Here is a 25,177-nt window from a genome sequence, read left to right as displayed (position 1 = left end):
CGCTGCAACCTCCTGCGCCCTTCGCGGCATGCCTGTCCGTGCACTGGTCACGACAGCGAAGGAGCACAACCCATGCAGGAGCGGAACCCGGCGGAGCCGAAGAAGGGCTCCGGCCGCTGGTGGATCGTCGGGGGCGCCGGGGCGTTCGTGGTCGCGGCGCTCGTCGCGACCCTGCTGGTGTTCACCGGAAAGGATGAACCCGCCGTCGCGAACGGTGCTGGTGGGCCCGTCCCGGCCGCGAACCAGCCGGCCCCGCAAGGCGCCCCGCAGGCCACCGGAAAGGCGCCCGCGCAGCTCTCCCTGCCCGGCGGCGGCACCGCGAAGCTGATCCAGGAGGACCTCGACGCCGCGGGCGCGCTGAAGATCCCGGAGGGGCTCGACGAGGCCGCCTGGTGGGGCGCGCAGCTGGGCGCCGACCACGGCGTCGCGCTGCTGTCCGGGCACGTGAACTGGAAGGGCAAGAAGGGCCCGTTCAACGAGCTCTGGCAGGTCAAGCAGGGGCAGGACGTCAAGCTGACCGACGCCGCGGGCGGCGCGTGGGTCTACCGGATCGAGGCGACCGAGACCGTGCACAAGTCGGACCTCGCCGGCCGGTCGGAGCAGCTGTTCGACCCGGCCGGGCCGCACAAGCTGCTGCTCGTCACCTGCGGCGGCGAGTACGTCGGTGGCAGCGAGGGGTACGAGGACAACCGCGTCGTGACGGCGTCGCTGGTGTCGCGGCCGTAGGCTCACCTGCGCGAAAAGCGGTGGGCCCCGGCGGATACCCTGGACGTTCTAGTCCGATGAACCGTCCCCGCAAGCTTTTCGGAGCGTGGAGTGCCCACGAACACCATTGAGAAGATCATCAGCCTGTGCAAACGCCGTGGTTTCGTCTTCGCCAGCGGAGAGATCTACGGCGGCACCCGCTCTGCGTGGGACTACGGGCCGCTCGGGGTCGAGCTCAAGGACAACATCAAGCGCCAGTGGTGGAAGACCGTCGTCCAGGGCCGCGACGACGTCGTCGGCCTCGACTCGTCGGTGATCCTGCCGCGTGAGGTCTGGGTCGCGTCGGGGCACGTCAACGTGTTCACCGACCCGCTGATCGAGTGCCTGTCGTGCCACAAGCGGTTCCGCGCCGACCAGCTCGCCGAGGAGTTCGCGGCGCGCACCGGCAAGGAGACCAGCGAGGACGACCTGTCCGAGGTGCCGTGCCCGAACTGCGGCACGCGCGGCAAGTACACCCCGCCGCGGGACTTCAACATGATGCTGAAGACCTACCTCGGCCCGGTGGAGTCCGAAGAGGGCCTGCACTACCTCCGCCCGGAGACCGCGCAGGGCATCTTCGTGAACTTCTCCAACGTCCAGACGACGTCGCGGAAGAAGCCGCCGTTCGGCATCGGCCAGATCGGCAAGTCCTTCCGCAACGAGATCACGCCGGGCAACTTCATCTTCCGGACGCGCGAGTTCGAGCAGATGGAGATGGAGTTCTTCGTCGAGCCGGGCGAGGACGAGCGCTGGCACCAGTACTGGATCGACCAGCGCACCGAGTGGTACACCGACCTCGGCATCAAGGCCGAGAACCTGCGCCACTACGAGCACCCGAAGGAAAAGCTCTCGCACTACGCGAAGCGCACCGTCGACATCGAGTACCGGTTCGCGTTCAACGCCGGCCAGGAGTGGGGCGAGCTCGAGGGCATCGCGAACCGCACCGACTTCGACCTGACGACGCACTCGAACCACTCGGGCCAGGACCTGTCGTTCTTCGACCAGGCCTCGGGCCAGCGGTACCGGCCGTTCGTCATCGAGCCGGCGGCGGGTGTCGGCCGCTCGATGATGGCGTTCCTGGTGGACTCCTACGTCGAGGAAGAGGTGCCGAACGCCAAGGGCGGCACCGACACCCGCGTCGTGCTGAAGCTCGACCCGCGGCTTTCGCCGTTCAAGGTCGCGGTGCTGCCGCTGTCGCGCAACGCCGACCTGACCCCGAAGGCCAAGGAAGTCGCGGCCACGCTGCGCAAGCACTGGAACGTCGACTTCGACGACGCCCAGGCGATCGGCCGCCGCTACCGCCGTCAGGACGAGATCGGCACGCCGTACTGCGTCACGGTCGACTTCGACTCGCTCGAAGACCAGGCCGTGACCGTGCGCGAGCGCGACTCGATGTCGCAGGAGCGCATCGCGATCGACCAGCTCGAGTCGTACCTGGCGGGTCGCCTCATCGGCTGCTGAACCACCCGGGGCCCGGGTACCCCTGACACCTGTCACGGCCAAGTCGTGACGCACGGTCTGGGGACCCGGGCCTTCCGGGCGGCAGCCTGGGGGCATGCGAGAAACAGACATCCAGGCGGTGGCGGCGGGGGCCGCGATCCACCTCACCGGCCTGCGGAAGCACTACGGCGAAGTCCACGCGGTCGACGGCGTCGATCTGACGATCGCCCCGGGCGAGGTGGTCGCCCTGCTCGGCCCGAACGGCGCGGGCAAGTCCACCACCGTCGACATGATCCTCGGCCTGACCAGCCCCGGCGACGGCGATGTGCGCGTGTTCGGGCGCAAGCCGATCGACGCCGTCCGCGCCGGCCTGATCGGCGCGATGCTGCAGGGCGGCGCCCTGATGGACGACCTGACGGTCGGGGAGACCGTCGGTATGGTCGCGGCGCTGCACCGCCGGCCGATGCCGGTGGCCGAGGCCCTGCGCGCCGCCGGCGTCGAGGAGCTGGCCGGCCGTCGCGCGAACAAGCTCTCCGGCGGGCAGAAGCAGCGGGTGCGCTTCGCCGTCGCCCTGGTCAGCAACCCGGACCTGCTGATCCTCGACGAGCCGACCGCGGCGATGGACGTCGGCACCCGGCGCGAGTTCTGGCGCTCGATGTACTCCTTCACCGAATCCGGGCGCACGGTCCTGTTCGCCACCCACTACCTCGAAGAGGCCGAGGAGTTCGCCGACCGCGTGGTGCTGATGCGCCGCGGCCGGATCGTCGCCGACGGTTCCGTCGCCGAGGTCCGCGCCCTGGCCGGCGGCCGCACCCTGCGCGCGGCCGTCCCGGGCGCGACCGACGCGGTCATCGCCGCGCTGCCCGGCGTCAAGGAGTTCGAGCTGCGCGGCGACCGCGTCGCGATCTCCAGCGGCGACTCCGACGCCACGCTGTGGGCGCTCAAGGCGGCCCTCCCGGCCGTGCACGACGTCGAAATCAGCGCCATCGGCCTCGAAGGCGCCTTCCTCTCCCTGACCGCCGACGAGACCGCGGAGTCCGTGCGATGAACGCCACCTACCTGCTCACCGAGATCCGCCGGAACTTCCGCGCCCCGCGGTTCCTGGTCTTCGTCATCGCCTTCCCGGTGCTGATGTTCCTGTTGCAGGCCAACGTCTTCACCAAGACGAGCGACCCGGACCACGCGAAGATCGCCGCCATCATCATGATCAACATGATGACCTTCGGCACGTTCGCCGCGGCCAACACCAGTGGCGCGCGGCTCGCCCTGGAACGAGCGCTCGGGTGGCAGCGGCAGCTGCGGCTGACCCCGTTGACCGGGTTCGGCTACCTCGGCGGCAAGGCGCTGTCCGGGATGCTCGTCGGGCTGCCCGCGCTGGTCCTGGTGCCGCTGCTGGCCGTGACCGTCGAGAGCGTGCACGTAGACGCGGCGGGCTGGGTCCGGATCTTCGCCGGCGTCTTCCTCGGCACGCTCCCGCTGGTCCTGCTGGGCTTGCTGATCGGGCAGTTCGGCACGCCGGACTCGATGCAGCCGATCAGCATGATCGTCACCCTCGGCATGGGCTTCCTCGGCGGCCTGTGGATCCCGCTGGAGACGATGCCCGCCTGGATGCACGACGTCGCGCAGATCATGCCGACGTACTGGGTGCTACAGGTGGTGCGGCCCGCGGTGACCACCGACATGGTGGTTTCGCTGCCCCAGGCCGCGGGTGTGCTCGCCGCGTGGACGGTCGTGCTGGGGGCGCTGGTGATCAGGCGTTACCGTAAGGACAGCGCCCGCGTCTGAGGGCCGGAAGGACGAGGAACCATGGCGAAGGGCGAGGGCGCGGACCACCGGTTCGGCTTGCAGAACCGGGAAGCGTGGTGGGATGACCCGGTCCCCGGCCGGGGCGGCGGCGGCCCGGACAAGCTGCGGTGGCCGATCTTCTCGATCGCGTTCACGTTGCCCTACCTCATCCCGGTGACGAAGCGGCTGCTGACGGCGGACCACGTGACACCCGGCCTGATCGGGCTGTGGGCGCTCGTCTACGGCTATGCGCTTTCGTACGCGCTCTTCCCGTTCGCGTTCGACCGCGGCCGCCGGGCCCGCTTCGGCTACGGGGTGGTGATGCTGGCCCTGGGTCTCACCCTGGTCACCGTCCTGCCCGCCAGCCCGTTCGTCCTGCTCTACGGCACCGCGGCGATGGTCTTCCTGGTGCCGCCGGCGTGGGTGGTGATCCTCGACGGCTCGGCGCTGGTGCTGGCGGCCGGGATCCTGCTGCTGGCCGGCCGGTTCGGGAACGACTACGGCGACCTGATCACCGTCGGGTCGGTCACCCTGGCGATGTTCTTCATGTCCAGCCTCATCCGCGCGATCCGCCGGCTGGAGCTCGCCAACGAGGAGATCGCCACCCTCGCCGTCACGAACGAGCGGGAGCGCCTGGCCCGCGACCTGCACGACCTGCTCGGGCACAGCCTCACCACGATCACCGTCAAGGCGGGGCTGGCCCGGCGGGTGCTGGAGAGCGCCGGCGACATCCCGCGCGCGGTGGAGGAGATCCGCGAGGTCGAAAGCCTCACCCGGAGTGCCCTCTCCGACGTCCGCGCGACCGTGTCCGCGAATCGGGAGGTGTCGCTGTCCGCGGAGCTCGTCGGCGCCCGCGCGGCGCTGCGGGCCGCGGAGATCGACGCCGACCTGCCGCACGCCGTCGACAACGTCCGGCCGGAGTTCCAGCCCACCTTCGGCTACGTGCTGCGCGAAGCCGTGACGAACGTGCTGCGGCACTCCGGGGCCGACCGGGTGCGCGTGCGGCTGGGCGGCAACTGGCTGGAGATCGAGGACGACGGCACCGCCACCGGCGTTGTCGCGGGCAACGGCCTGCGCGGGCTTTCCGAGCGGCTGGACGCGGTCGGGGGCACGCTGCGGACGTCGGCCCGGCCTGGGGGAGGATTGCTCGTGCGGGCGGAGATCCCGTTGCCCCAACCGAGCCCGGCCACCCCGGCCGTGCGTGCCGAACCCGCGGGAGGACTCGCTTGATCCGGGTACTGCTGGCCGACGACCAGGCCATGGTCCGCGGGGCACTGGCCACCGTGCTGGGCCTCGAGAACGACATCGAAGTGGTCGGGCAGGTCGGCTCCGGCGACGAGGTGGTGGCCGCGGCGCGCGAGACCAAGCCGGACGTCGCGCTGCTGGACGTCCAGATGCCGGGCAAGGACGGCCTGGCGGCCGCGGCCGACCTGCGGGCCGCGCTCCCGTCGTGCCGGGTGATCATCTGCACGACGTTCGGCCGTCCCGGTTACCTCGCCCGGGCGATGGCGGCGGGCGCGGCCGGGTTCGTCGTCAAGGACGCTCCGCCGGAGCAGCTCGTCGAAGCCGTCCGGCGGGTCCACAGTGGACTGCGTGTGGTGGACCCGGCGCTGGCCGCGGAATCCCTCGCCACCGGGGTCAGCCCGCTCACCGGCCGGGAGCGGGACGTCCTGCGGGAGGCCAAGGACGGCAGCACGGTGGCCGACGTGGCCCGCGCCCTGCACCTTTCGGAAGGCACCGTCCGCAACCACCTGTCCGCGGCGATCGGCAAAACCGGCGCCCGGACGCGGGCCGAAGCCGTGCGCGTCGCCGAGGAGCGTGGCTGGCTCTGAGCCGCTTCTGAAAGAATGGCGCGGATGGGTACCGCTGAACGCACCGAACCGTCGCTCGCGAGCTGGGCGCGCCGGATCGCCCTCGGCACGGTCTTGCTGCTGCTGGCGCTCGTCGGCGGCACGGCGTTCCGGGTCTGGCAGGTCGCCCGCGAGAACGACCGGACCCCCGCCGACGTCATCGTGGTGCTGGGCGCGGCCCAGTACAACGGCAAGCCGTCGGACATCTACGCGGCCCGGCTGGCGAAGGCCAAGCAGCTCTACGACGCCGGCGTCGCGAAGACGATCGTCACCGCGGGCGGCAAGAAGGCCGAAGACAACTTCACCGAGGCCAGGGCCGGCCAGCTCTGGCTGACCCGGCGCGGGGTGCCGGCGACGGCGACGCTCGCCGTCGGCGAAGGCAGCGACACGCTGCGGAGCCTGCGCGCGGTCGCCCAGCAGGTGGAGGCCCGCGGCTGGCGCACGGCGGTGCTGGTGAGCGACCCGTGGCACTCCTTCCGCGCCCGGACGATGGCCGGCGACCTGGGCCTGGACGCCTGGACCGCGCCGACGCACAGCGGACCGATCGTCCAGGAGCGCGTCACCCAGGTGCGGTACATCGTGCGTGAGACCGGCGCGCTGCTGTACTACCGGCTGACCAAGACCCCGGCCGACGACCTGTTCGCGACGTTCCTGGGTTAGGCGTTTTGTCGGTGGGCCCGTTTAGGCTGGTCGGGTGGACTACACCGAGCACGACACCGCCCGCCTGCTGCCGGAGCCGGCGAAGGGTGCGGCGCTGCCCGGCGCCCGGGCGGACGGGCGCAGCGCGTTCTCCCGCGACCGCGCCCGGGTGCTGCACTCCGCCGCGCTGCGGCGGCTGGCCGGCAAGACCCAGGTGGTCGGGCCGGGGGAGGGCGCCGAGGTCACCGGTGTCCCGCGCACCCGGCTGACGCACTCGCTGGAGGTCGCCCAGATCGGCCGCGGCATCGCCGACGAGCTGGGCGCCGACCCGGACCTGGTGGACACCGCGGGCCTGGCGCACGACATCGGGCACCCGCCGTTCGGGCACAACGGCGAGCGTGCGCTCGACGAGGTGGCCAGCGCGTGCGGCGGGTTCGAGGGCAACGCGCAGACGTTGCGCATCCTCACCCGGCTGGAGCCGAAGCTGCTGTCCGCCGAGGGTGACCCGGTGGGGCTCAACCTCACCCGCGCGTGCCTGGACGCGACCACGAAGTACCCGTGGCCGCGCCGGCCGGGGCAGGTGAAGTACGGCGTGTACGGCGACGACGTGCCGGTGTTCGAGTGGTTCCGTTCGGGGGCGCCGGCGGAGCAGCGGTGCCTGGAGGCCCAGATCATGGACTGGGCGGACGACGTCGCGTACTCGGTGCACGACGTCGAGGACGGGGTGCTGGCCGGCCGGATCAAGCTGCGCGTGCTCGCCCACCCGGACGAACGCGCGGCCGTCGCCGAGGCCGCCGCCAAGCACTTCTCCGCGCAGTCGGTGTCCACTTTGGAGGATGCGGCCACGGAACTGCTGGCGCTGCCGGTGGTGGCGGCACTGGCCTCGGCCGAGCCGGACGGTTCGCCGGGCGCCCAGGTCGCTTTGAAACGGCTTACGAGCGAGCTGGTCGGCCGCTTCACGACGGCGGCGGTCACCGGCACGCGCGAGAAGTTCGGCGAGGGGCCGCTGGGGCGCTACCGGGCGAACCTGTGCGTCCCGGAGCAGGTGGCGGCGGAGGTGGCGCTGCTGAAGGCGCTGGCCCTGCGGTACGTGATGAGCGACCGCCGCCGGCTGGCGATGCAGGAGGGCCAGCGCGAGCTGCTGGCCGAGCTGGTCCACGCCCTGGCGCGCCGGGCCCCGGAGTCCCTCGACCCGCTGTTCGCCCCGGCCTGGAACGCGGCCGCGGACGACGCCGCCCTGCTCCGGGTGGTGGTCGACCAGGTCGCCTCCCTCACCGACGCCCAGGCCCACGCCTGGTACTCCTGGCACGTGACCCGCCTCCACCGCTGACACCGGCCGGTCGGCGCCGTCCGGCGATCCGGCATTCGGCTCCGGGCCGCGGTCGGGGGATTTGTCATCCTCGGGTGGACTTGCGCGCAGGCGGCCGGTGGGGGTGGCGTTCCGGTAGTCTCGCCCGCATGGCCACGGACAGCCACCTCCGGTTCGCGCTCGCCGTCCACTCGGCCCTCGGTGCCGGGGGCGGGAACACCTGTTTTTCGCCGTATTCCGTGGCCAGCGCGCTGACCCTCGCCGCCCGCGCGGCCCGGGGGCAGACCCGCGACGAGCTGGTCGCCCTGCTCGGCGACCCGGGTGAGCAGACCGCCCTGCTGCGGGAGGCCGCCCAGCTCGTCGAAGAGACGCACAGCAAGGAACAGCCCGAGCTGGCCGTCGCGAACACGCTGTGGGCGGACGACCGCCTTCCGCTCGAGGACTCCTTCAAGGCCGAACTCGCCGAGTGGCCCGGGGCCGCCGTCGCGAGCGCGCCCTTCGAAAACGAGCCCGAGGCCGCTCGCGCGCTGATCAACGACGACGTCGAGCGCACCACCCGTGGGCTGATCCCGCACCTGCTGCCGCCCGGCTCGATCGACTCCGACGTCGCGGCCGTGCTGGTCAACGCGCTTTACCTGAAAGCCGCCTGGAAACTGCCGTTCCGCGAGGCCAACACCTCGGACGCGGCGTTCCACGCGCCGTCCGGCACCCGGGACGTGCCGACCATGTGGCTCAGCGAGAGTCTCGGCTACGCGCACCGCGACGGCTGGCAGGTGGTGCAGCTCGCCGCGGCCGGTGGCCTGCAGGCCGTGGTGCTGCTGCCCGACGGCGAACTCGCTGAAGCGGAACCCCGGCTCGACCAGCCGTCCCTGACGCGCCTGCTCGGCGAAATCCGCTTCAAGCGGGTGGAACTCGCGCTTCCCAAGGTTTCGCTCGACGTGTCCAGCTTGCTGGGCGGCGTGCTGCGCGGCCTCGGTGTGCGGACGATGTTCACCGACAAGGCCGACCTGAGCGGGCTCACGCCGGATCCGCGGCTGCTCGTGTCCGAGGTGGTGCACCAGGCCGTGCTGCGCGTCGACGAACAGGGCTTCGAGGGGGCCGCGGCCACCGCGCTGGTCATGCGCCTCACCTCGATGATGATCGACGACCCGGTCGCCGTCACGGTGGACCGGCCGTTCCTGCTGCTGGTCCGGCACGCCGGGACCGGGGCGCTCTACTTCGTCGCCAGGGTGGTCGAACCGTGAGCTTGAAGTCCGAAGCCGTCCCCGAGCTGGTGCCACCCGCTCCCGAACTCCCCGAAGGCCCGAAGCGCTGGGCGTGGCAGGACTCCGCGATCACCGGCGGGTTCCTGCTGTTCACGATCCTGCTCTACAACGGGCTGTGGTTCGACCTCAAGCGCGGCTACCTCTGGAACGGCGGGGCCGACCAGAGCCAGTGGGAGTGGTACTCGACGGTCGTCGCGAAGGCCGTCCTCCACTTCCAGAACCCGTTCACCACCGACCTGCAGAACTACCCGCTCGGCGTCAACATGGCGGCGAACGCGGCGATGTTCGGCCTGAACATCCCGCTGGCGCCGATCACGCTGACCTTCGGCGCGACGCTGACCTGGGCGATCGTGCTCACCGCCGGCCTCGCCGGCACCGCGACCGGCTGGTACTGGGTGTTCTCCCGGCACCTGGTGCCGAACCGGACGGCGGCCGCGATCGGCGGCGCCTTCTGCGGCTTCGCGCCGCCGATGATCTCGCACGGCAACGCGCACCCGAACTTCGTCGTGCTGTTCGTGCTGCCGTTCATCGCGCTCAAGACGATCCAGATCGCGCGCAACGAGCGCCCGGTGCGCAACGGCATCATGCTCGGGCTGCTCGTCGCGTGGCAGATCCTGCTGGGCGAAGAGCCCCTGGCCATCTTCGCGCTCACCTTCCTCGTCTTCGTGGTGGCGTACCTGATCCCGCGCCGCGCGGAGATCCGCGGCATGCTGGCGCCGCTGGGCAAGGGCATCGGGAGCGGCGCGGTCGTCGCGCTGCTGATCGCCGGATTCCCGCTGTACTGGCAGTTCTTCGGCCCGCAGAGCTTCCACTCGCTGCTGCACGGTTCGGCGGGCAATGACACCGCGGCGTTCACCCGCTTCGCGACGCAGTCGGTCGCCGGCGCGCCCGAGGCGGCCGCGGACGTCTCGATGAACCGCACCGAGGAGAACGCCTTCTTCGGCTGGCCGCTGATCGCGCTCATGGTGATGCTGACGATCTGGCTGTGGCGCGACGTCGTTTCGCGGGCGCTCGCGATCACGATGTACGTGATGGCCGTGTTGTCGCTGGGCGTCGAGATCACGGTGGCGCACGAGGACACCGGCTTCGCCGGCCCGTGGAAGTGGCTGGGCCAGCTGCCGCTGCTCGACTCGCTGCTCGAGTCCCGGCTCGCGATGGGCTGCATCCCGGTGGCAGGCGCGCTCCTGGCGATCGCGACGCACCGGGTCTGGACGGCGGCGGCCGAGCAGCCGGCGCCGTCCGACGGCAAACCCGCCTTCCCGCTGCGGATGATCTGGATCGGCGCGGTGGTGGCGGTGCTGCTGCCGATCGCGCCGACGGAGCTGGTGACGCACCAGCGTCCCCTCTCGCCGCCGTTCTTCGCCGACGGGATCTGGCGCCAGTACGTCGCCCCGGGCGGTTCGCTGGTGCCGGTGCCGCTGCCGAGCACCGGGGAGGCCGAGCCGCTGCACTGGCAGGTCGACGCGGGCCTCGGCTACCCGATGCCGGAGGGCTACTTCGTCGGCCCCACGTCCCCGGACGACCGCCGCGGCCGCTACGGCGCCGTCCCGCTGCCGACGTCGGACCTGTTCGCCCAGGTCGAGCGCACCGGCCAGGCGGCGGAGGTCACCGAGGCCGACCGCACCCAGGCGCTCGCGGACCTGCGGGCCTGGAAGGCGAACGTGCTCGTGGTGGGGCCGCGGCAGAACCAAGAAGCGCTCAAGTCCACTGTGGAGCTGTTGCTGCGCAAGCCCGCGGAGTTCGTCGGCGGGGTGTGGATCTGGGACGTCCGCCCGTTGACGGCGTCGGCGTCGTGACCACTGTGGACGAACAGGGCCGGCCCGAACCGCCCCTCGACGGTGACGAAGCGACCACGCTCCTCGGCTTCCTGGACTTCCACCGCGCGACGCTGGCCTGGAAGTGCGCCGGACTGGACGCGGCGGGCCTGCGCGCGACGCACCCGCCGTCCACGATGACGCTCGGCGGGCTGCTCAAGCACCTGGCCTACGTGGAGGACCACTGGTTCGGCCACGTGCTGCAGGGCCGTGACCGGATGGCTCCGTTCGACGCGATCGACTGGGCGGCGACGCCGGACTGGGACTGGGATTCCGCCGCGCACGACACCCCGGACCAGCTGCGCGGACTCTGGGCGAACGCGGTCGAGCGCTCACGGGCGGCGGTGACGGAAGCACTGGCGAACGGCGACCTGGCGCAGCGGGCCCGGCGTCCCCGGCGGGACGGCAGCGCGCCGACCCTGCGCTGGATCCTGGTCCACATGGTCGAGGAGTACAGCCGCCACAACGGCCACGCCGACCTGCTCCGCGAGTCGATCGACGGCAGCGCGGGGGAGTAGCCGGACCCTAGAGCCGCAGGCCCACCAGCTTGACCAGGAACCGGTCCAGCTGCTCGCCCGCGGGCGGCCAGGGCAGGTCGGGCTCGTTGATCCGCTGGGCCAGCATGCCGTTGACGGCGGTCCGCAGGTCGATCGCGACCGTGGTCGGGTCGTCGGCCGGGGCCACGCCGGCGTCCATGCATGCCTGGACCGCCTCGACCGTGCGGGCGACCATGACCTCCTTGAACGGCATTCCGAGCCGCCGGTGGACCTTGCTCTCGTGGAGCACCTTGTAGAGCCCGGAATGCTCCTGCGCCCACGCCGCCTGCGCCAGGATCCGGGCGCGGAGCGCGGCCGCCGGGCCGGAGGCCGCCGCGGCGGCCTCGTCGCCGACGCCGACCAGCTCCTCGTGGCAGCGCTGCATGGCGGCCAGCACGAGGGCGTCGCGGTCCGGGAAGTGCAGGTAGACCGACGTCGCCGCGATCGACACCTCGCGGGCGACCGCCCGCAGGGACAGTGCCTCGTCGTCGGCGAGCTCGTCGAGCATCCGGACGGCGGCCGTGACGATCTCGTTGCGCAGCAGTTCGCCCTGGCCGCGCGCGTTCGGGCGGCGTCTGGTCTCTTCCATCGGCACCCAGTGTAGCTGGACACCCATTGCGCTACAGGTGTAGCGTCACTCGCACTACAACTGTAGCGCTACGAATGTTCATCCACCTGAGGGAGCATGAACTTGACCACCACCGAAACGCCGTCGAACCTCGACCGGCTGGCCGCGCTCGACCCGGTCTTCGCCCAGATGGTCGGGGCCACCGCGAAGTACGTCCGGTCGATTCCCGAGCTGACCGACCGGGAGAAGACGTTCCTGTGCGTCACGGCCGACGTCTGCCAGGCGAGCCTCGGCCTCGCGTTCGCGGCTCACGTGCGGACCGGGCTCGCGGCCGGGGTGTCCACAGCGGACATCCGCGAACTGCTGCGGTTCGTCTCGTACGACTGCGGTTACCACGCTGCCGCCGCCGGGATCGAACGGATCACCGAACTCGAGACGGAGCTCGGCCTGGCGCGTCCGGATGCCGAACCCCTGGCTGCGGAGCTGGTGTCGACCGGCCCGGACGCGGCACCCAGCCCGCTGCCGGAGGCGGTGCGGGCCCGGTTGACCGAGCTGGACCCGCACTTCACCGGTTACTTCGACCTGCAGTCGCGGATGCGCACCGGACACGGGCCGGGCACGCTCAGCGAACGTGAGCGCGGCCTGGTCAGCCTCAGTGTCGACGTCCACTACCAGACCCTGGCCGACACCTTCCGCACGCACGTCGGGCGCGCGCTGCGGGGCGGGGCGTCGCCGGAGGACGTCCGGGCGGCCCTGCGGTTCAACGCCCAGTTCGGCGTCACCCGGGCCTGGCACGCCTGGGAAGCGCTGAACGCGATCCTGGCTTAACCGAGGACCTCGTCCGCGAGCCGGCTCAGGTAGCCGGCGAACCGCTCGCGGTCCTCCTGGGGCCAGTGGCCCACCAGTGCTTCGAACGCCTGACGCTGGTGGGCCCGCGAAGCGTCGAGGAACTCTTTCGCCGCGTCCGTGAGAGTCAAGACCGCGCGTCGCGCGTCGCGCGTCGACGTCGAACGCTCGACGAAACCTTCTCGCGCCGCTTCGCTCACCATCCGGCTCGCGACCGAGCGGTCGATGCCCAGCTGGTGCGCCACGTCCGCGACGGTCACCTCCTCGCCGGCCGCACCGTCGATCGCCTGGATGACGAACAGGTTCGGCACCGTCCACGACGGCGGCGCGCCGGCGGCGAAGCGCTCGACGACGTCCGGGGCCCACTGGCGCGCCCAGTGCCGGACCAGGCGGAACAGGGCCGGGCCGCCCTCGCTTGATGTGTGCATAAGACACGTTATAACGTGTGCTTTATGCACACATCTCGGAACCTCGCCTACGCCGGCCTCCTGCTCGGCATGGCCATGGCCCAGCTGGACGGCCTGGTCCTCACCGCCGCCCTGCCGTCGATCGGCGCCGACCTGCACGCCCGGACCGGGCTCGTCGCGGTCACCGCCGCCGGCCTGCTGACCCTGACCGTCGCGACGCCGCTGCACGGCAGGCTCGGTGACCTGTACGGCCGCCGGATCTCCTTCGCGCTGTCGGTCCTCGTCTTCGCCGCAGCCTCCGCGTGGTGCGCCGCGGCGCCCGATCTCGGCTCGCTGATCGCCGCCCGCGCGCTGCAGGGCCTGGGCGGGAGCGGGCTGATCGTCACGGCGATGAGCGCGCTCGGCGAGCTGTTCGACCGCGACGAGCTGCTGCGCCGCCAGGGCTGGCAGACGGCCGTCTTCGCGGCCGCCACCCTGGGCGGGCCGCCACTGGGCGGACTGCTCGCGGCCGGGCCCGGCTGGCGGTGGATCTTCCTGGTCAACCTGCCCTTGAGCGTGCCCGCCCTCGTCCTCGGGTGGCGCGGGCTCCCCGTGAAACCACGCCGGGGCGAGGAAAGGTTCGACGTCCTGGGCAGCGTGCTGCTGACCGTCGCGGGCGCCGCCGTCGTCGCGCTCGGCACCTTCGACGCGCTCGCGAAAAGTCCACTGTGGACGCCGGTGCTGCTCGGGACGACCGTGGTGGCGGGCTTCCTGTTCGTCCGGCGGCAGCGCCGCACGCCGAGCCCGCTGATCTCGCCGAAGGTGTTCGCCGACGCCGTCCTCAAGCGCGCGGTGGTGGTCAACGGCCTGGCGGGTGCCGCGCTCTACGGCACCTTCACCTACGTCGCCCTGGTCGCCGCTTCGGGTGCGGGCGCGGCGGGCACCGGGCTGCTGCTCGTCGCCATGACCGCGGGACAGCTCGTCCTGTCGGCGTCCTTCGCCGCACTGGCCCGGCGGCACCCGGAAATGACGGCGTGGGGCCGGTCCGGCTGCCTGCTCGGCACGGCCGGGCTCACCGCGATCGCCGTGGCGGCCGCCCTCGACGGCGAACCCTGGCTCCTCGCCCCGGGCCTGTTCGCGATCGGCGCGGCCTTCGCCGTCTGCACCTCCGCCTACACCGTCCTCGGCCAGACGCGGGCCGACCGGGCACTGCTCGGCGTCACACTGGGGTCGCTGACCTTCGCCCGGCAGGCCGGCGGCCTGGCCGGGGCCGCGGTGTTCGGCTGGCTCGCGCTGGCCACGACCGGCGGGCTGGCCACGCCGGGCCTCACCGTCGTGTTCGCCGCGGCGGCCGTGACGATGCTGGTGGCGTGGCTCACGTCGCCGGTCGTCACGTCTCCGGAAGCCGTCTCGTCCAGTTCGTAGCACCGAGACGAAGGAGACCGAAATGCCGCGCATCCCCGCCAAGAAGACGTCCGAAGCCGGGCTCTTCCTCAAGCTCGTCTACCGGATCGCCGGCCGCCGTTTCGGCGCGGTGCCCGAGCCGATGGCCGTCGTCGCGCACCACCCCGCCCTGCTGCGGACGTCCGTGGTGCACGAGCTGCTGGCCGAGCGGGCGGCGAAGAAGATCCCTGCGAACGTGCGGGAGCTCGCCGTCTACCGGGTCGCGACGCGGATCGGCTGCTCCTGGTGCGTCGACTTCGGCACCATGCTGCAGAAGCACGACGGCCTCGACATCGAGCGGCTCACGAAGATCGACGACTACGCGACCTCGCCCGCCTTCAGCCACCAGGAGCGGCTGGCGCTCGCCTACGCCGACGCGATGTCGTCGGACCGGGTGACGGTGACCGACGACCAGGTCGCCGAGCTGGAGCGCGAGTTCGGCCGCGACGGCGTCCTCGAGCTGACCTACCAGATCGCGCTGGAGAACTCCCGGGCCCGGATGAACAGCGCGCTCGGCATCGTCGACCAGGGCTTCACCTCCGGCGACGCGTGCCGGGTCCCGCTCCCGTAGGAGGCGCCGAACCCGACCCCGGTGGGACGCGCCACCGGGGTCCGCCGCGGGACCGTTCCGGCATGCACCTCGTCGCCAGTGAACGGATCAAGCTCTTCAGCATCGCCACCCCCTGGGTGTGCGGTGTCTTCACCCTGGTCGCACTGGCCTTCCCGGCCGCGATCACCGCGCTCAGCGCCGGCGAGTCCCGCCTGCCGCCCACGGTCGCGAGCACCCAGTTCGGCTCGCAGCTCGCCCTGGTCGCCGTGCTGGTGCTGGCCGCGCTCGCGGTGACCGGCGAGTACCACTCCGGCACGATCCACGGCACCTTCCAGGCCGTGCCGCGCCGGAGCCCGGTGCTGCTGGCCAAGGCCGCGCTCGTCGCCGGGTACACCTTCCTGCTCGGCGAAGCCGCCGCGTTCACGGCCTGGCTGGTGGCCAGGGTCCTCGCGCCGGAGGCCGACCTCGCCCTGGACAGCGCCGCGGACTGGCGGATCGTCGCCGGCACCGGACCGGTGTTCGCGCTGGCCGCCGTCTGCGGGGTCGGCGTCGGCCTGCTCGTGCGGTACACGGCCGGCGCCGTGGCCGTGCTCGTCGTCTACCCGCTCATGGCGGAGAACGTCGTCCAGCTGATCCCGCGGGCGGGCCGGGCCATCCACCAGTGGCTGCCGTTGAACGCCGTCACGAAGTTCCTCAGCGGGAGCGGGGAGGCCAACGCGGGCCGGGACGGCGGCAACGCCGCGGTCCTGTCCGACTCGCCGCTGAGCCCGGGCTGGGCGCTGGCCTACTTCGGCGTCTTCGCGCTCGTGCTGCTGGCCGCCGGGATCGTGCAGGTCAAGCGCCGGGACGCGTGATCCGGGCCAGCTTGTCCGGGTTCACGACGTCGTAGATCGCCACGATCTTCCCGTCGCGGACGGTCATCGCCTGGACGTGCTCGTCGAGGGCGAAGAAGCCGTCCTGGCCGGGCTGCGGCGCCAGGTACACGCCAAGATCGCCGTTGACGAGCACCGGCGTGCCGCCGGTGAGCACGCCGGGCGGGTACTTGCTCGTGAGGCCCACGAAGAACCGGGCGATCTTGTCCGCGCCGACGATGAGCTGGCGCGTGGTCCGGCCCCTGCCGTTCGAGTCGCCGATGAGCACGACGTCCGGGGCGAGCAGCTCGGTGATCGCCTGGATGTCGCCGGCCTGCAGGGCGATGACGAACTTCTCGAGGATCTTCGCCTGGTCGTCCAGCGGGACGCGCGGCGCCGGGTCGGCGTCGGCGAGGGCCTTGCGGCCGCGGGAGGCGTACTGGCGCGCGGCGTCGACCGAGACGCCGAGGGCGTCCGCGATCTCCGCGAACGGCACCGAAAAGGCGTCGTGCAGCACGAACGCGACGCGCTGCTCCGGCGTCAGCTTGTCGAGGACGACGAGCGCGGCCATCCGCAGCCCGTCGTCACGGACCGCGACGTCCAGGGGGTCCTCGCTCACCGGCCGCCCGAACGGCGTGACGACCGGCTCCGGCAGCCAGTTGCCGACGTAGCGCTCCCGCTGCGCCGCGGCCGACTTGAGCCGGTCGAGGCAGATCCGGCCGACGACCGTGGTCAGCCAGCCCCGCAGGTCGCGGATCGCCGCGCGGCCGGCGTCGTCCAGGCCGGCCAGCCGCAGCCACGACTCCTGGACCGCGTCCTCGGCGTCGGCGCGCGTGCCGGTCAGCCGGTAGGCCACCCCGATGAGGTGACTGCGGTGCGCGGCGAACTCCGTGGCGAGGGTGTCCTGGGCGGTGGGCGTGGAGGCCATGCCCCGAGTGTGCCGCAAGTGGCAAGACTAGAGTGGATGACGTGGCAGGACGGATTCGGGAGAGCGACATCGCGGAGGTGCGCGAGCGGAACCGGATCGACGAGGTCGTCGGGGAGTACGTGGCCCTGCGCCGCGCCGGTGGGGGCAGCCTGAAGGGGCTCTGCCCGTTCCACAACGAGAAGACCCCGTCGTTCAACGTCCGTCCCACGCACGGCACCTTCCACTGCTTCGGCTGTGGCGAGGGCGGCGACGTGATCAAGTTCGTCCAGAAGATCGACCTGATCACGTTCGTGGAGGCCGTCGAGCGGCTGGCCGACCGGGTCGGCATCCGGCTCACCTACGAGGGCGGCGGCGCGACGATCCAGCGCGACCGCGGCAGCCGCAGCCGGCTGATCGAGGCACACCGTGCGGCCCAGGAGTTCTACGCCGAGCAGCTGGTCACCGACGAGGCACGCCCGGCGCGGGACTTCCTGTCCGAGCGCGGGTTCGACGCCGCCATGGCGAAGACGTTCGGCTGCGGGTACGCACCCGGCGGCTGGGACAAGCTGACGAAGTTCCTGCTCAACCGCGGCTTCGAGGTCAAGGAGCTGCTCACGGCGGGATTGTCCAAGGAGGGCCAGCGCGGCCCGATGGACCGGTTCCACCGGCGGCTGGTCTGGCCGATCCGCGACGTCGGCAACGAGGTCGTCGGGTTCGGCGCACGGCGGCTGTTCGACGACGACCGCATCTCGGCGAAGTACCTCAACACCGCCGAGTCGCCGATCTACAAGAAGTCCCAGGTCATGTTCGGCCTCGACCTGGCCAAGCGCGAGATCGCGAAGCGGCACCAGGTGGTCGTGGTCGAGGGCTACACCGACGTCATGGCGATGCACGCGTCCGGCGTGCCGACGGCGGTGGCGTCGTCGGGCACGGCGTTCGGCGAAGACCACATGAAGGTGCTGCGCCGGCTGATGATGGACGACGACGCCTTCCGCGGCGAAGTCATCTTCACCTTCGACGGCGACGAAGCGGGCCAGAAGGCGGCGCTCAAGGCGTTCGAAGGCGACCAGACGTTCGCCGGCCAGACGTACATCGCGGTGGCGCCGGACGGCATGGACCCCTGCGAGCTGCGCCTGGCCAAGGGCGACAGCGCGGTGAAGGACCTGGTCGCGCGGCGGACGCCGCTGTTCGAGTTCGTCATCCGCAGCACGCTGAAGAACTACGACCTCGACTCGGTCGACGGGCAGGTCGCGGCCCTGCAGAAGACCGTGCCGATGGTGGCGTCGATCAAGGACCGCGCGGCCCGCGACGGCTACGCGTCGAAGCTCGCCTGGTGGGTGGGCTGGCAGGACGTCGCGCAGGTAGTCAACCGCGTCCGCGGCAGTGCGGGCGCGACGGACAAGCGTGGCGGGGCGCCCCTGCGCCAGCCCGCGCGCGTCGGCGCTCCCGCGGCTCCGGCGGCTCAGGACGTCGCGCGTCCGGCCCCGAAGGACCCGCGGTTCGCCGTGCAGCGCGAGGCGCTGAAGGCCGCACTGCAGCAGCCCGCGATCGCCGGGCCGGAGTACGACGCCTTGCCGCTGGAGGCGTTCACGCACCCGGTGTACGTCGCGGTGCACGAGGCGGTGTTGAAGGCCGGCGGCGCGGGTTCGGGCCTGACCGGCCCGGCGCTGCTGGACGCGGCGGCTCCGCACTGTCCGGAAGGGACGGTCCGGCGGGTGCTGTCGGAGCTGGCCGTGGAACCGTTGCAGGCCAAGGACGAAGTCGACTCCCGGTACATCTCGTCGATCCTCGCGCGGCTGCAGGAGGGCCTCGTCGGGCGGCAGATCGCGGAGATCAAGGGGAAGCTGCAGCGGCTGTCGCCGGTCGAAGCGCCGGACGACTACCGCGCGCTGTTCGGCGACCTCGTCGCGCTGGAGCAGTACAAGAAGTCGCTGGGCGAGCAGGCGGCCGCCGGCGCGTGGAGCTGAGATGAATCTCTTGCGCCGGTTGCTGGGCGACCGCACGCCCGCGGACTTCGCCGGTTCGCTCGCGCCGGGTGAAGACGCCGTGGACAGCGCCCCGGTCGAGGGCGGCGGCCACCTGGTGGTGACGGCCCTGGGCCTGTGGATCCCCGCCGAGGACGGCGCTCGCCGCGTCGGCTGGCACCTCATCGGCAAAGCGGCCTGGGCGGACGGCGTCTTCACGCTGACGGAGTCGTCCGAGGTGGGCACGGCGGGTGCGGCGGTCCTGCTGGCCGACCTCCCGCCGGTGCGCTTCCGGCTGCCGTCGCCGGGCAAGGTGCCGCGCGAGGCCTACCAGCGCGTCGAGGGCTCGATCCGCTCGCGGCACCGGCAGGAGATCGGGTCCGGGGGAGCGTGGTTCGTCCAGCGCAAGGTGCCCGGCCGCGACGGCACCGTGCTGCAGGTCCGGCCGGACCCCGGCACCGACATCGCCCTGGTCGAGGCCATCGCCGAGCAGGCCGCCGCGAAGCTGGTCAACCCGGCCGAGTAGCAGTACGCTCGTACTCAGTACAGGCGTACTGTTTTGGGAGGCGACCGTGTGGGACCCGGGCAAGTACCTCGACTACGCCGACCTGCGGGCCCGGCCGTTCTACGACTTGATCTCGCGCATCGGCGCTTCGGCACCGCGGCGCGTCGTCGACCTGGGCTGCGGCCCGGGCAACCTGACCGTGTCGCTGCGGGACCGCTGGCCCTCGGCGACCTTGGAATGCGGCGACAGTTCACCCGAAATGGTGACCGCGGCCCGCGCGCGCGGCCTCGACGCGGCGTTGCTGGACGTCCGCGACTGGACGCCGGCGCCGGACACCGACGTCGTGGTGTCGAACGCCGTCCTGCAGTGGGTGCCGGACCACGCTGCGCTGCTCCGCCGATGGGCGGCCGCGCTGCCCGCGGGCGCCTACCTGGCGGTGCAGGTCCCGGGCAACTTCAGAGCGCCATCGCACGTGCTGACGCGCGAACTGGCGGCGGACCCGGCCTGGGCGTCCCGCTTGGCCGAGGTGGTGCTGCGCGAGGACGACGCGGTGTCGACCCCGCTGGAGTACGCGAACCTCCTGGCCGACACGGGCTGCGACGTCGACGCCTGGGAGACGACGTACGTCCAGCCGTTGCGCGGCCCTTCGCCGGTGCTGGAGTGGATCACGGGCACGGCGCTGCGCCCGATCCGCGCGGCCCTGACCGACGCGGAGTGGCAGCGATTCCGCGCGGCATTGGCCCCGCGCCTGGCCGCGGCCTACCCGGCCCGCGCCGCCGGCACGACGTGGTTCGAGTTCCGCCGCGTGTTCTTCGTGGCCCGCGTCAGCGCTTGAGCTTCTCCCCGATCTTGGCCCGCGCAACACCGGCGGCGCCCTGGACCATGGGGTGGTCGACGACCCGGCGGTAGGTGCGCACGAGCTGCTCGTACCGCCCCCGCCCTGCCTTGGCGCCCAGTACGTACCCCAGGCCTGCCCCCAGCAGGAACTTCTTCATCCGCGTCCACGCCTTCCGTCGTTAGGTCGTCCGACTGTCCATTGTCCAGGAAAACCGCCCCCGCGGGGGCGGTTGCGCCAAGTGGGGGGTGGTGTCAGAGGCGGTACGGGCATGGGCTAAAGTTCTTCTTGTCGGTCGGAGAGACCGGCACCGGAAGTGAGCCACATTCCCCTGTAGCTCAACTGGCAGAGCATTCGGCTGTTAACCGGAGGGTTCTTGGTTCGAGTCCAAGCGGGGGAGCAAAGCCCAGGTCAACGACCTGGGCTTTTTTGCTACCCATGGGTAGGGGCGATTTAGTGTCTATCTTGACGATCGTCCAACGACCGCGCGTCGACCTGCTGTAACCGTGGTTTCGGTACTTCGTGGATGGCTTGGACGTAACGGATTGGTAACCCTGGGTCGTCCTGGTCGGGACGCATGCTTCCCACGACCCATCGCGGACGGCGGGTTCACCATCGCGGTGGTCACCAGCGAACCCGATTCATCAGGGTTCGGGATCGGACGTGATCACTCCCTCCGAGCTGGGCGGGCGCTCGGAGGACGGTGCGGTGATGGTTGACCACCACTACCTGTGGGACGTGGTGATCGAGGTTGTCAGCCACATGTCTCGGTGAAACCGATGACGCCGGTGCGGCCGGCCTCCATGCTGGCGACCGTCAAGCCGTCTGAGAAGTCGAATCGCAGTGCGGTGCCGTCGCCACTGTCCACGGTCACCACGGTGGTGTCGTAGATGTCGATGCGACGATCCGCGTGCCTCTTGTAGGCAGCGAGAACTTTTTCGAGCGGATCACCTAGCCCGATCCCTTCGGGCGTGTGAATACTCTGTGACGGGCTTCGACCGTACAAGGGGCCGCCGGTCAAGATCAGTTCAACGTGCCCGGCCTGGTCTGTGCGCCAGCTCGGTTGTCCGACGTCGTTCGGGTTGGTTCCGGTCCCGTACATGAGGCATCCGGCGCCGTTGGGTCCTGCGGTGACCACGCCTGCGGCCCGCTGTGCCTGGGCGGCTGTCATGCCGATCTTGACCGCGCCGAGCCCGTGCGAGGTCAACGTCAACGATCGGGCCGACCACGGTTCGCCCCGTCTGATCGTGAACCTGACCGTGGTCGCGTCTTGCCCGAAGAGGGCAAGAATCCGCATTGCGGCCAGCTGTCCGATCTCGGGAATCGTCTTCACTGTCGACGCGATGGATCCGAGCGCGTCGAGCATGACTTTCACATCGGTGAAGCTGACCGCTTTGGCTGCGGTCGAGAGGCAGTTCTTGATGATCGTCGTGATAGCTTCGGTCGCTGCGACCCAGTCGTGCGCGGTAACTGTCGCATTTGTGCCGGCTGCAACGCAGTTGAGCGTGTCGAGCACCAAGGTGGCCTGTCCCGCAGCGGTTGACGAAACCTTGGTCTCGCGGATCACTTCTTGCAGGATCGTGGTCGAGCGCTCGGCGGTGATACGCAACGTGCCCCGCCTGAGCTCGACCATTAGTCTCTTCTGGACCTCGATGAGCGTAGTGCGGTATTCGGTCGTTGTGGCTTTGCTTTCGGGCAGGATGACGGTGACAGCGGCCAGAGCCATGTCGATGGCAACCGCGACCCAGGAGACCGATCCGTCGATGTTGACGGTATCCGGAGCCTTCGGGCTGATGCTGAACGACGTTGTTTCGAGACCGGAGACGTAGGCGTTGCCGAGGAGGAGCCCCGCGAAGTTGCGTGCCATCGCGACGACATCGGTCTCCGAGCTAAACTCTGGCGAGATTCCCGTCACGGTGCTGTGGAAGACCAGGGGTGCGGCGAGTCCGTTCTTGATCAGAACCTGGCTTGTGTTGCCATCGGCTTTCTTGACGCACGCGGCGATCTTGTGCTGACGGGTTGCGTCCGCTATATCGACTTGGTAAGCGGGATCTTGTGTGTCGCACCGGTACTTGCTGTCGTCGAAGGTGCCGGTGAGGTCGCGATAGATGTCGGTGAACAGACCGAAGATAGCTTGTCGGAAGTGGTCGACAAGCGACATCGTGGCGTCGTAGACGACGGTCACGCCGCGTTTAGCGCCGTTGATCAGCACTGAGCCGATCTTGCCGATGGCGAGCCGGTAGTCGCTGAAGTGCGGTGCGTGCGCACGTACTTGGTTGTGCTCCCGATCGATGGTGCTGGGGATGGCAATCCAGGTTCCGATCGCCTCGTTGAAGACTTCGATACCCGCGTTTTCGATAGTGGGCAGGGGCTTTCCCGGCGACGCCGCGCTCGATGGCACGGTTGATTGGTCGAAGGTGAAGACGACATCGGCTTCGGTAAGAGGATTGCTGGGAGCGATATCCACGGCCGCGCCGAGCACTACTGCGGCTGCAGAGATCGGCGCCTCCGGTAGCCGATCAGGTGCTGGGCTGAAGGTCACGGTTGTTCCGTCCGGAGCGGTCTCCGGTCCGACTGAGATGCCGACGTGGTGGTCCGGACTCCATGTGACGGGACCACCAGGATGCACGGGTAAGGCCGCTGTCGGCGCAGAGGCAACTGGGCTCTCGGTGCCTGGCCTGAACACCAGCCAACCGCCAGTGACCAAAGCGATCACGACGATCGCGACGGCGACGAACATCCACAGTCGGGGAATTCGTAGTGGGGAAGTCACCTATACCCCAACCTGATGCCGTAATTTCAGTGGTTTCTCGCGACGAAGTCGGTCTGGTACAGCCGTGCGTTACGATCCTGGTGCCCTTGGCGAAGAGCAGAGGGCCGCAACCCGACCGGGGGTACGCTCGGCCTGTCGGGTGGCGCGCCGGACATTCCCGTGCGGCGCTTGCGCACTGATTTGGAGACGCCGTTGTAGGTCCAGCGGTGCGACGAGGCGAAGCGACCGGAACCTTGGTCAGTGGTCGGAGCGCATCTTCGGCGAGATGTACGAGCTCCGGTTCGTGTGTACCTTGCTGGTGCGGTCGGAGCGTGGCCAGCAGAAGACGCCGGAACCCCGAGGAAGCCTGGTCGAGCACTCGGTCGGCGACTTCGTGCGCTTCCCGGCGACGTTCCGCGCTGACACGTGTGCCTGATAGGACCGGGCGTTCGCGCAACATGGTGGCGGCGAATCCGCCGGCACGGCAGCTCGTTTCCGCGCCGGCGAAGCCGGCTGGGGGAGTACCAGCTGGTGGGGATGAAGGGGCCTTGAGTGGACAACTCGAGCGGTGCGCCGGCGGGATCCGGCAAAGTAGTGTCGCCGGATCCCGCCGGAGATCACGCCGAGGGCTCACCTCCATTGGCGTTTGCGTCCTCCTGCTTTGGGGTGCGGCGGAAGACCTGAGCGAGAGCGGTGAGCCCACCGAGCCAGGGACGGACGATCTTCCCCAGTTCCCGGACGACAGGCGCGGCATCGGTGAGGACCTTCGTGTCCTTCCCCGAATCCACCAGGTGGCGGAGGAAGGCGAGGATCATGCCAACGATCGTGATGGCTGAAAGGGCGGCGATGGCCGCGATGGCCAACCCCGCCCAGGCAAACTCGGACAACTTCGTCTTGTCCCATCACGCGCCTACGAGAAGTCGAGGGGGCTCTGTCCTCGGCGACGACCGCCGTACGCACGGAACCCTCGGCCCTGTTCGTGACGTTTTGTGCTCGGGGTGGGGCCGGGAGCCGCGGAACAGGGCAAGGCGCAACGGAATCCCGGTCTGCCAGTTGGTCGGGGCCAACCAGGAAGAAGAATACGTGAGCACTCTGCGTAGCGGATGCCGGAGGTGGCACGTCAGAGGGTGGCGGCTTCGGGGCGGCGCCACCCCCGGACCTGAGTCAGTGGGTTACTTCGGGGGTCGGAACGGTCTGGGCGGCGCCCTGGCCGTTGAGGGCACGGTCGCGGCCAGCTCCGGCTTGGACCGCAGGCCGACCAGCCGAGCTCGCCCAGTGCCCAGAGGCCGAGGACGCCGAACAAGTACGCCGGACTGAGGGCGAGAACCCCAAATATGTTCGACTTGCCATGCTTATTGCTGCCGAAGCTGAGGCCGCGGCTGGGGGCGAAGTTGCCGAAGAAGTAGAAGCCGACGTTAGACCAGCCGTCCAGGCGGCCTCGTACGCCCGGTAGAAGGCATCGATCCACGTGCGCTTGCGGGTGGTCTTCGCTTCGGTGGCGTCGCGGGAGGGGATGTAGGTGCCGAGGATGCGTATCGGTCTGCGGTCCGTGTGCACCACGATGTCGGCCAGCCGGGTCAGGCAGGTATGTCATCGCCGCGCCGATCGAGTCCATCGGAGGACTCCGTGCTGCAAAGGTATCGTTCAAACCGGCTCGATCACCGCTATCGAACTTGTGCTGGCGACTGGCGGGCACGTCGTTGACCAGCGAGAACAGCGTAGGTGACCCCCTCACTGCCAGTATGGGCCGAGCATGGCCCTGACCTGCGGTTATGGAGAACCTGCTGGTCGCGTGGCGCAGTTCGCTGCCGTTGAGCGCGGTCCTGTGCAGCTGGATGCGGTTGGCACCGTGCCTGTGCTCCAGGTTTGCTCCACGTTAATTGGTGAGAGATCGTCGCCGGCGGGCCTGCGCGTGCTTGTTCTGAGACTCTGCGCGTGGCGCTCAGCTGGGTTCGCATGTGCAGCAGGCATGCTCGGGAGCGTTACCTCCCGATGGGTTGCCGCGTTCATGTGCCCATCATGTCCCTCGGCGCAGCCGTCAGAACGTCTGTGATGCCAGGTCCTCGACTCTACCTTGACTAGCGTCCTCATCGCGGCTACTTGATACTGGGCAGCAGGACCGGGTCCGGCCAGACTCTGGTCCAGGTGCTCGGTGAGTCGCTCCCACAATCGGCTGCCCGCCGGTGTC

25 protein-coding genes and 1 tRNA gene are annotated in these 25,177 nt (G+C 70.4%); 20 read left to right on the top strand and 6 right to left on the bottom strand.

The features are described from left to right. The first annotated feature begins 72 nt into the window (after positions 1-72). From ACFVYA_RS35330 to ACFVYA_RS35280, 11 genes are all read left to right on the top strand, one after another. Complete coding sequence (locus ACFVYA_RS35330; RefSeq protein ID WP_387051232.1) at positions 73-726, top strand: class F sortase; 654 nt, start codon at positions 73-75, stop codon at positions 724-726. A gap of 90 nt (positions 727-816) precedes the next feature. Then, positions 817-2,205: a glycine--tRNA ligase gene (locus tag ACFVYA_RS35325; protein ID WP_285985060.1), complete on the top strand. Its 1,389-nt coding sequence runs from the start codon at positions 817-819 to the stop codon at positions 2,203-2,205. Positions 2,206-2,299: 94 nt separating this feature from the next. After that, a complete protein-coding gene (locus tag ACFVYA_RS35320) occupies positions 2,300-3,232 on the top strand; it encodes an ABC transporter ATP-binding protein (RefSeq protein ID WP_387051230.1) in 933 nt (310 codons plus the stop codon). After that, positions 3,229-3,969, top strand: coding sequence for an ABC transporter permease (locus ACFVYA_RS35315; protein ID WP_387051228.1), 741 nt, complete (start codon positions 3,229-3,231; stop codon positions 3,967-3,969). The genes ACFVYA_RS35320 and ACFVYA_RS35315 overlap by 4 nt, the downstream gene beginning before the upstream one ends. A 21-nt stretch (positions 3,970-3,990) precedes the next feature. Then, on the top strand, positions 3,991-5,199 hold the full coding sequence (locus tag ACFVYA_RS35310; protein ID WP_387051226.1) for a sensor histidine kinase: 1,209 nt from the start codon (positions 3,991-3,993) through the stop codon (positions 5,197-5,199). After that, positions 5,196-5,801, top strand: coding sequence for a response regulator (locus tag ACFVYA_RS35305; RefSeq protein ID WP_387051225.1), 606 nt, complete (start codon positions 5,196-5,198; stop codon positions 5,799-5,801). The genes ACFVYA_RS35310 and ACFVYA_RS35305 overlap by 4 nt, the downstream gene beginning before the upstream one ends. A gap of 24 nt (positions 5,802-5,825) precedes the next feature. Then, on the top strand, positions 5,826-6,479 hold the full coding sequence (locus ACFVYA_RS35300) for a YdcF family protein (RefSeq protein WP_285993722.1): 654 nt from the start codon (positions 5,826-5,828) through the stop codon (positions 6,477-6,479). Positions 6,480-6,513: 34 nt separating this feature from the next. Then, the gene (locus tag ACFVYA_RS35295) at positions 6,514-7,788 is read left to right on the top strand and encodes a deoxyguanosinetriphosphate triphosphohydrolase (RefSeq protein WP_285993721.1); all 1,275 of its coding nucleotides are present in this window, start codon (positions 6,514-6,516) and stop codon (positions 7,786-7,788) included. 128 nt (positions 7,789-7,916) lie between these two features. Next, on the top strand, positions 7,917-9,011 hold the full coding sequence (locus tag ACFVYA_RS35290) for a serpin family protein (protein WP_387051222.1): 1,095 nt from the start codon (positions 7,917-7,919) through the stop codon (positions 9,009-9,011). Then, entirely contained in the window at positions 9,008-10,828 is a 1,821-nt protein-coding gene (locus tag ACFVYA_RS35285; protein WP_387051220.1) for a glycosyl transferase, read from the top strand. Before ACFVYA_RS35290 ends, ACFVYA_RS35285 begins: the two co-directional genes overlap by 4 nt. Further along, a complete protein-coding gene (locus tag ACFVYA_RS35280) occupies positions 10,825-11,364 on the top strand; it encodes a DinB family protein (protein ID WP_387051219.1) in 540 nt (179 codons plus the stop codon). Before ACFVYA_RS35285 ends, ACFVYA_RS35280 begins: the two co-directional genes overlap by 4 nt. Before the next feature lie 7 nt (positions 11,365-11,371). Here ACFVYA_RS35280 and ACFVYA_RS35275 read toward each other — a convergent pair whose 3' ends face one another. Next, positions 11,372-11,971 (bottom strand): TetR/AcrR family transcriptional regulator, encoded by a 600-nt coding sequence (locus ACFVYA_RS35275; protein WP_387051217.1) that lies wholly within the window; start codon positions 11,969-11,971, stop codon positions 11,372-11,374. 96 nt (positions 11,972-12,067) lie between these two features. Between ACFVYA_RS35275 and ACFVYA_RS35270 the strand changes: the two genes are divergently transcribed. Beyond that, positions 12,068-12,778 (top strand): carboxymuconolactone decarboxylase family protein, encoded by a 711-nt coding sequence (locus ACFVYA_RS35270; RefSeq protein WP_387051215.1) that lies wholly within the window; start codon positions 12,068-12,070, stop codon positions 12,776-12,778. Here ACFVYA_RS35270 and ACFVYA_RS35265 read toward each other — a convergent pair. Further along, a complete protein-coding gene (locus ACFVYA_RS35265) occupies positions 12,775-13,224 on the bottom strand; it encodes a MarR family winged helix-turn-helix transcriptional regulator (protein ID WP_285993716.1) in 450 nt (149 codons plus the stop codon). The two genes, ACFVYA_RS35270 and ACFVYA_RS35265, sit on opposite strands and share 4 nt — an antisense overlap. A 24-nt stretch (positions 13,225-13,248) precedes the next feature. On the opposite strand from ACFVYA_RS35265, the gene ACFVYA_RS35260 reads away from it, so the two are divergent. The 3 genes from ACFVYA_RS35260 (at position 13,249) to ACFVYA_RS35250 (ending at position 16,029) form a co-directional block, all read left to right on the top strand. Further along, complete coding sequence (locus ACFVYA_RS35260) at positions 13,249-14,607, top strand: MFS transporter (RefSeq protein WP_387051212.1); 1,359 nt, start codon at positions 13,249-13,251, stop codon at positions 14,605-14,607. A gap of 22 nt (positions 14,608-14,629) precedes the next feature. Continuing rightward, a complete protein-coding gene (locus ACFVYA_RS35255) occupies positions 14,630-15,196 on the top strand; it encodes a carboxymuconolactone decarboxylase family protein (RefSeq protein ID WP_285993714.1) in 567 nt (188 codons plus the stop codon). Positions 15,197-15,258: 62 nt separating this feature from the next. Beyond that, a complete protein-coding gene (locus ACFVYA_RS35250) occupies positions 15,259-16,029 on the top strand; it encodes a hypothetical protein (RefSeq protein ID WP_387051210.1) in 771 nt (256 codons plus the stop codon). Here the strand turns inward: ACFVYA_RS35250 and ACFVYA_RS35245 are convergent. Then, the gene (locus ACFVYA_RS35245) at positions 16,010-16,954 is read right to left on the bottom strand and encodes a sigma-70 family RNA polymerase sigma factor (RefSeq protein WP_285993712.1); all 945 of its coding nucleotides are present in this window, start codon (positions 16,952-16,954) and stop codon (positions 16,010-16,012) included. The genes ACFVYA_RS35250 and ACFVYA_RS35245 overlap by 20 nt on opposite strands. A gap of 41 nt (positions 16,955-16,995) precedes the next feature. On the opposite strand from ACFVYA_RS35245, the gene dnaG reads away from it, so the two are divergent. The 3 genes from dnaG to ACFVYA_RS35230 are packed head-to-tail and all read left to right on the top strand — an operon-like array spanning position 16,996 to position 20,237. Then, positions 16,996-18,900: a DNA primase gene (dnaG, locus tag ACFVYA_RS35240; protein WP_387051208.1), complete on the top strand. Its 1,905-nt coding sequence runs from the start codon at positions 16,996-16,998 to the stop codon at positions 18,898-18,900. Position 18,901: 1 nt separating this feature from the next. After that, the gene (locus tag ACFVYA_RS35235; RefSeq protein WP_387051207.1) at positions 18,902-19,423 is read left to right on the top strand and encodes a hypothetical protein; all 522 of its coding nucleotides are present in this window, start codon (positions 18,902-18,904) and stop codon (positions 19,421-19,423) included. A gap of 46 nt (positions 19,424-19,469) precedes the next feature. Further along, positions 19,470-20,237, top strand: coding sequence for a trans-aconitate 2-methyltransferase (locus tag ACFVYA_RS35230; protein WP_387051205.1), 768 nt, complete (start codon positions 19,470-19,472; stop codon positions 20,235-20,237). Here the strand turns inward: ACFVYA_RS35230 and ACFVYA_RS35225 are convergent. After that, a complete protein-coding gene (locus ACFVYA_RS35225; RefSeq protein ID WP_003097798.1) occupies positions 20,227-20,397 on the bottom strand; it encodes a hypothetical protein in 171 nt (56 codons plus the stop codon). The genes ACFVYA_RS35230 and ACFVYA_RS35225 overlap by 11 nt on opposite strands. Before the next feature lie 167 nt (positions 20,398-20,564). Between ACFVYA_RS35225 and ACFVYA_RS35220 the strand changes: the two genes are divergently transcribed. Next, positions 20,565-20,637: transfer RNA gene (locus ACFVYA_RS35220), tRNA-Asn, on the top strand. 354 nt (positions 20,638-20,991) lie between these two features. Here the strand turns inward: ACFVYA_RS35220 and ACFVYA_RS35215 are convergent. Then, positions 20,992-22,779 carry a hypothetical protein gene (locus ACFVYA_RS35215; RefSeq protein ID WP_387051203.1) on the bottom strand — a complete coding sequence of 596 codons (1,788 nt, stop codon included), beginning with the start codon at positions 22,777-22,779 and terminating at the stop codon, positions 20,992-20,994. A 496-nt stretch (positions 22,780-23,275) separates the two neighbouring features. On the opposite strand from ACFVYA_RS35215, the gene ACFVYA_RS35210 reads away from it, so the two are divergent. Next, complete coding sequence (locus tag ACFVYA_RS35210) at positions 23,276-23,425, top strand: hypothetical protein (protein WP_387051201.1); 150 nt, start codon at positions 23,276-23,278, stop codon at positions 23,423-23,425. Positions 23,426-23,606: 181 nt separating this feature from the next. Here ACFVYA_RS35210 and ACFVYA_RS35205 read toward each other — a convergent pair whose 3' ends face one another. Next, on the bottom strand, positions 23,607-23,876 hold the full coding sequence (locus tag ACFVYA_RS35205; RefSeq protein WP_387051199.1) for a hypothetical protein: 270 nt from the start codon (positions 23,874-23,876) through the stop codon (positions 23,607-23,609). Between the last annotated feature and the right edge of the window lie 1,301 nt (positions 23,877-25,177).

It is taken from the genome of Amycolatopsis sp. NPDC058278, from assembly GCF_042881395.1.
In the GTDB taxonomy this organism is placed as follows: Bacteria; Actinomycetota; Actinomycetes; order Mycobacteriales; family Pseudonocardiaceae; genus Amycolatopsis.
Note: the sequence above shows the minus strand (reverse complement) of the source record. Positions and strands in the feature narration are given on the sequence as shown.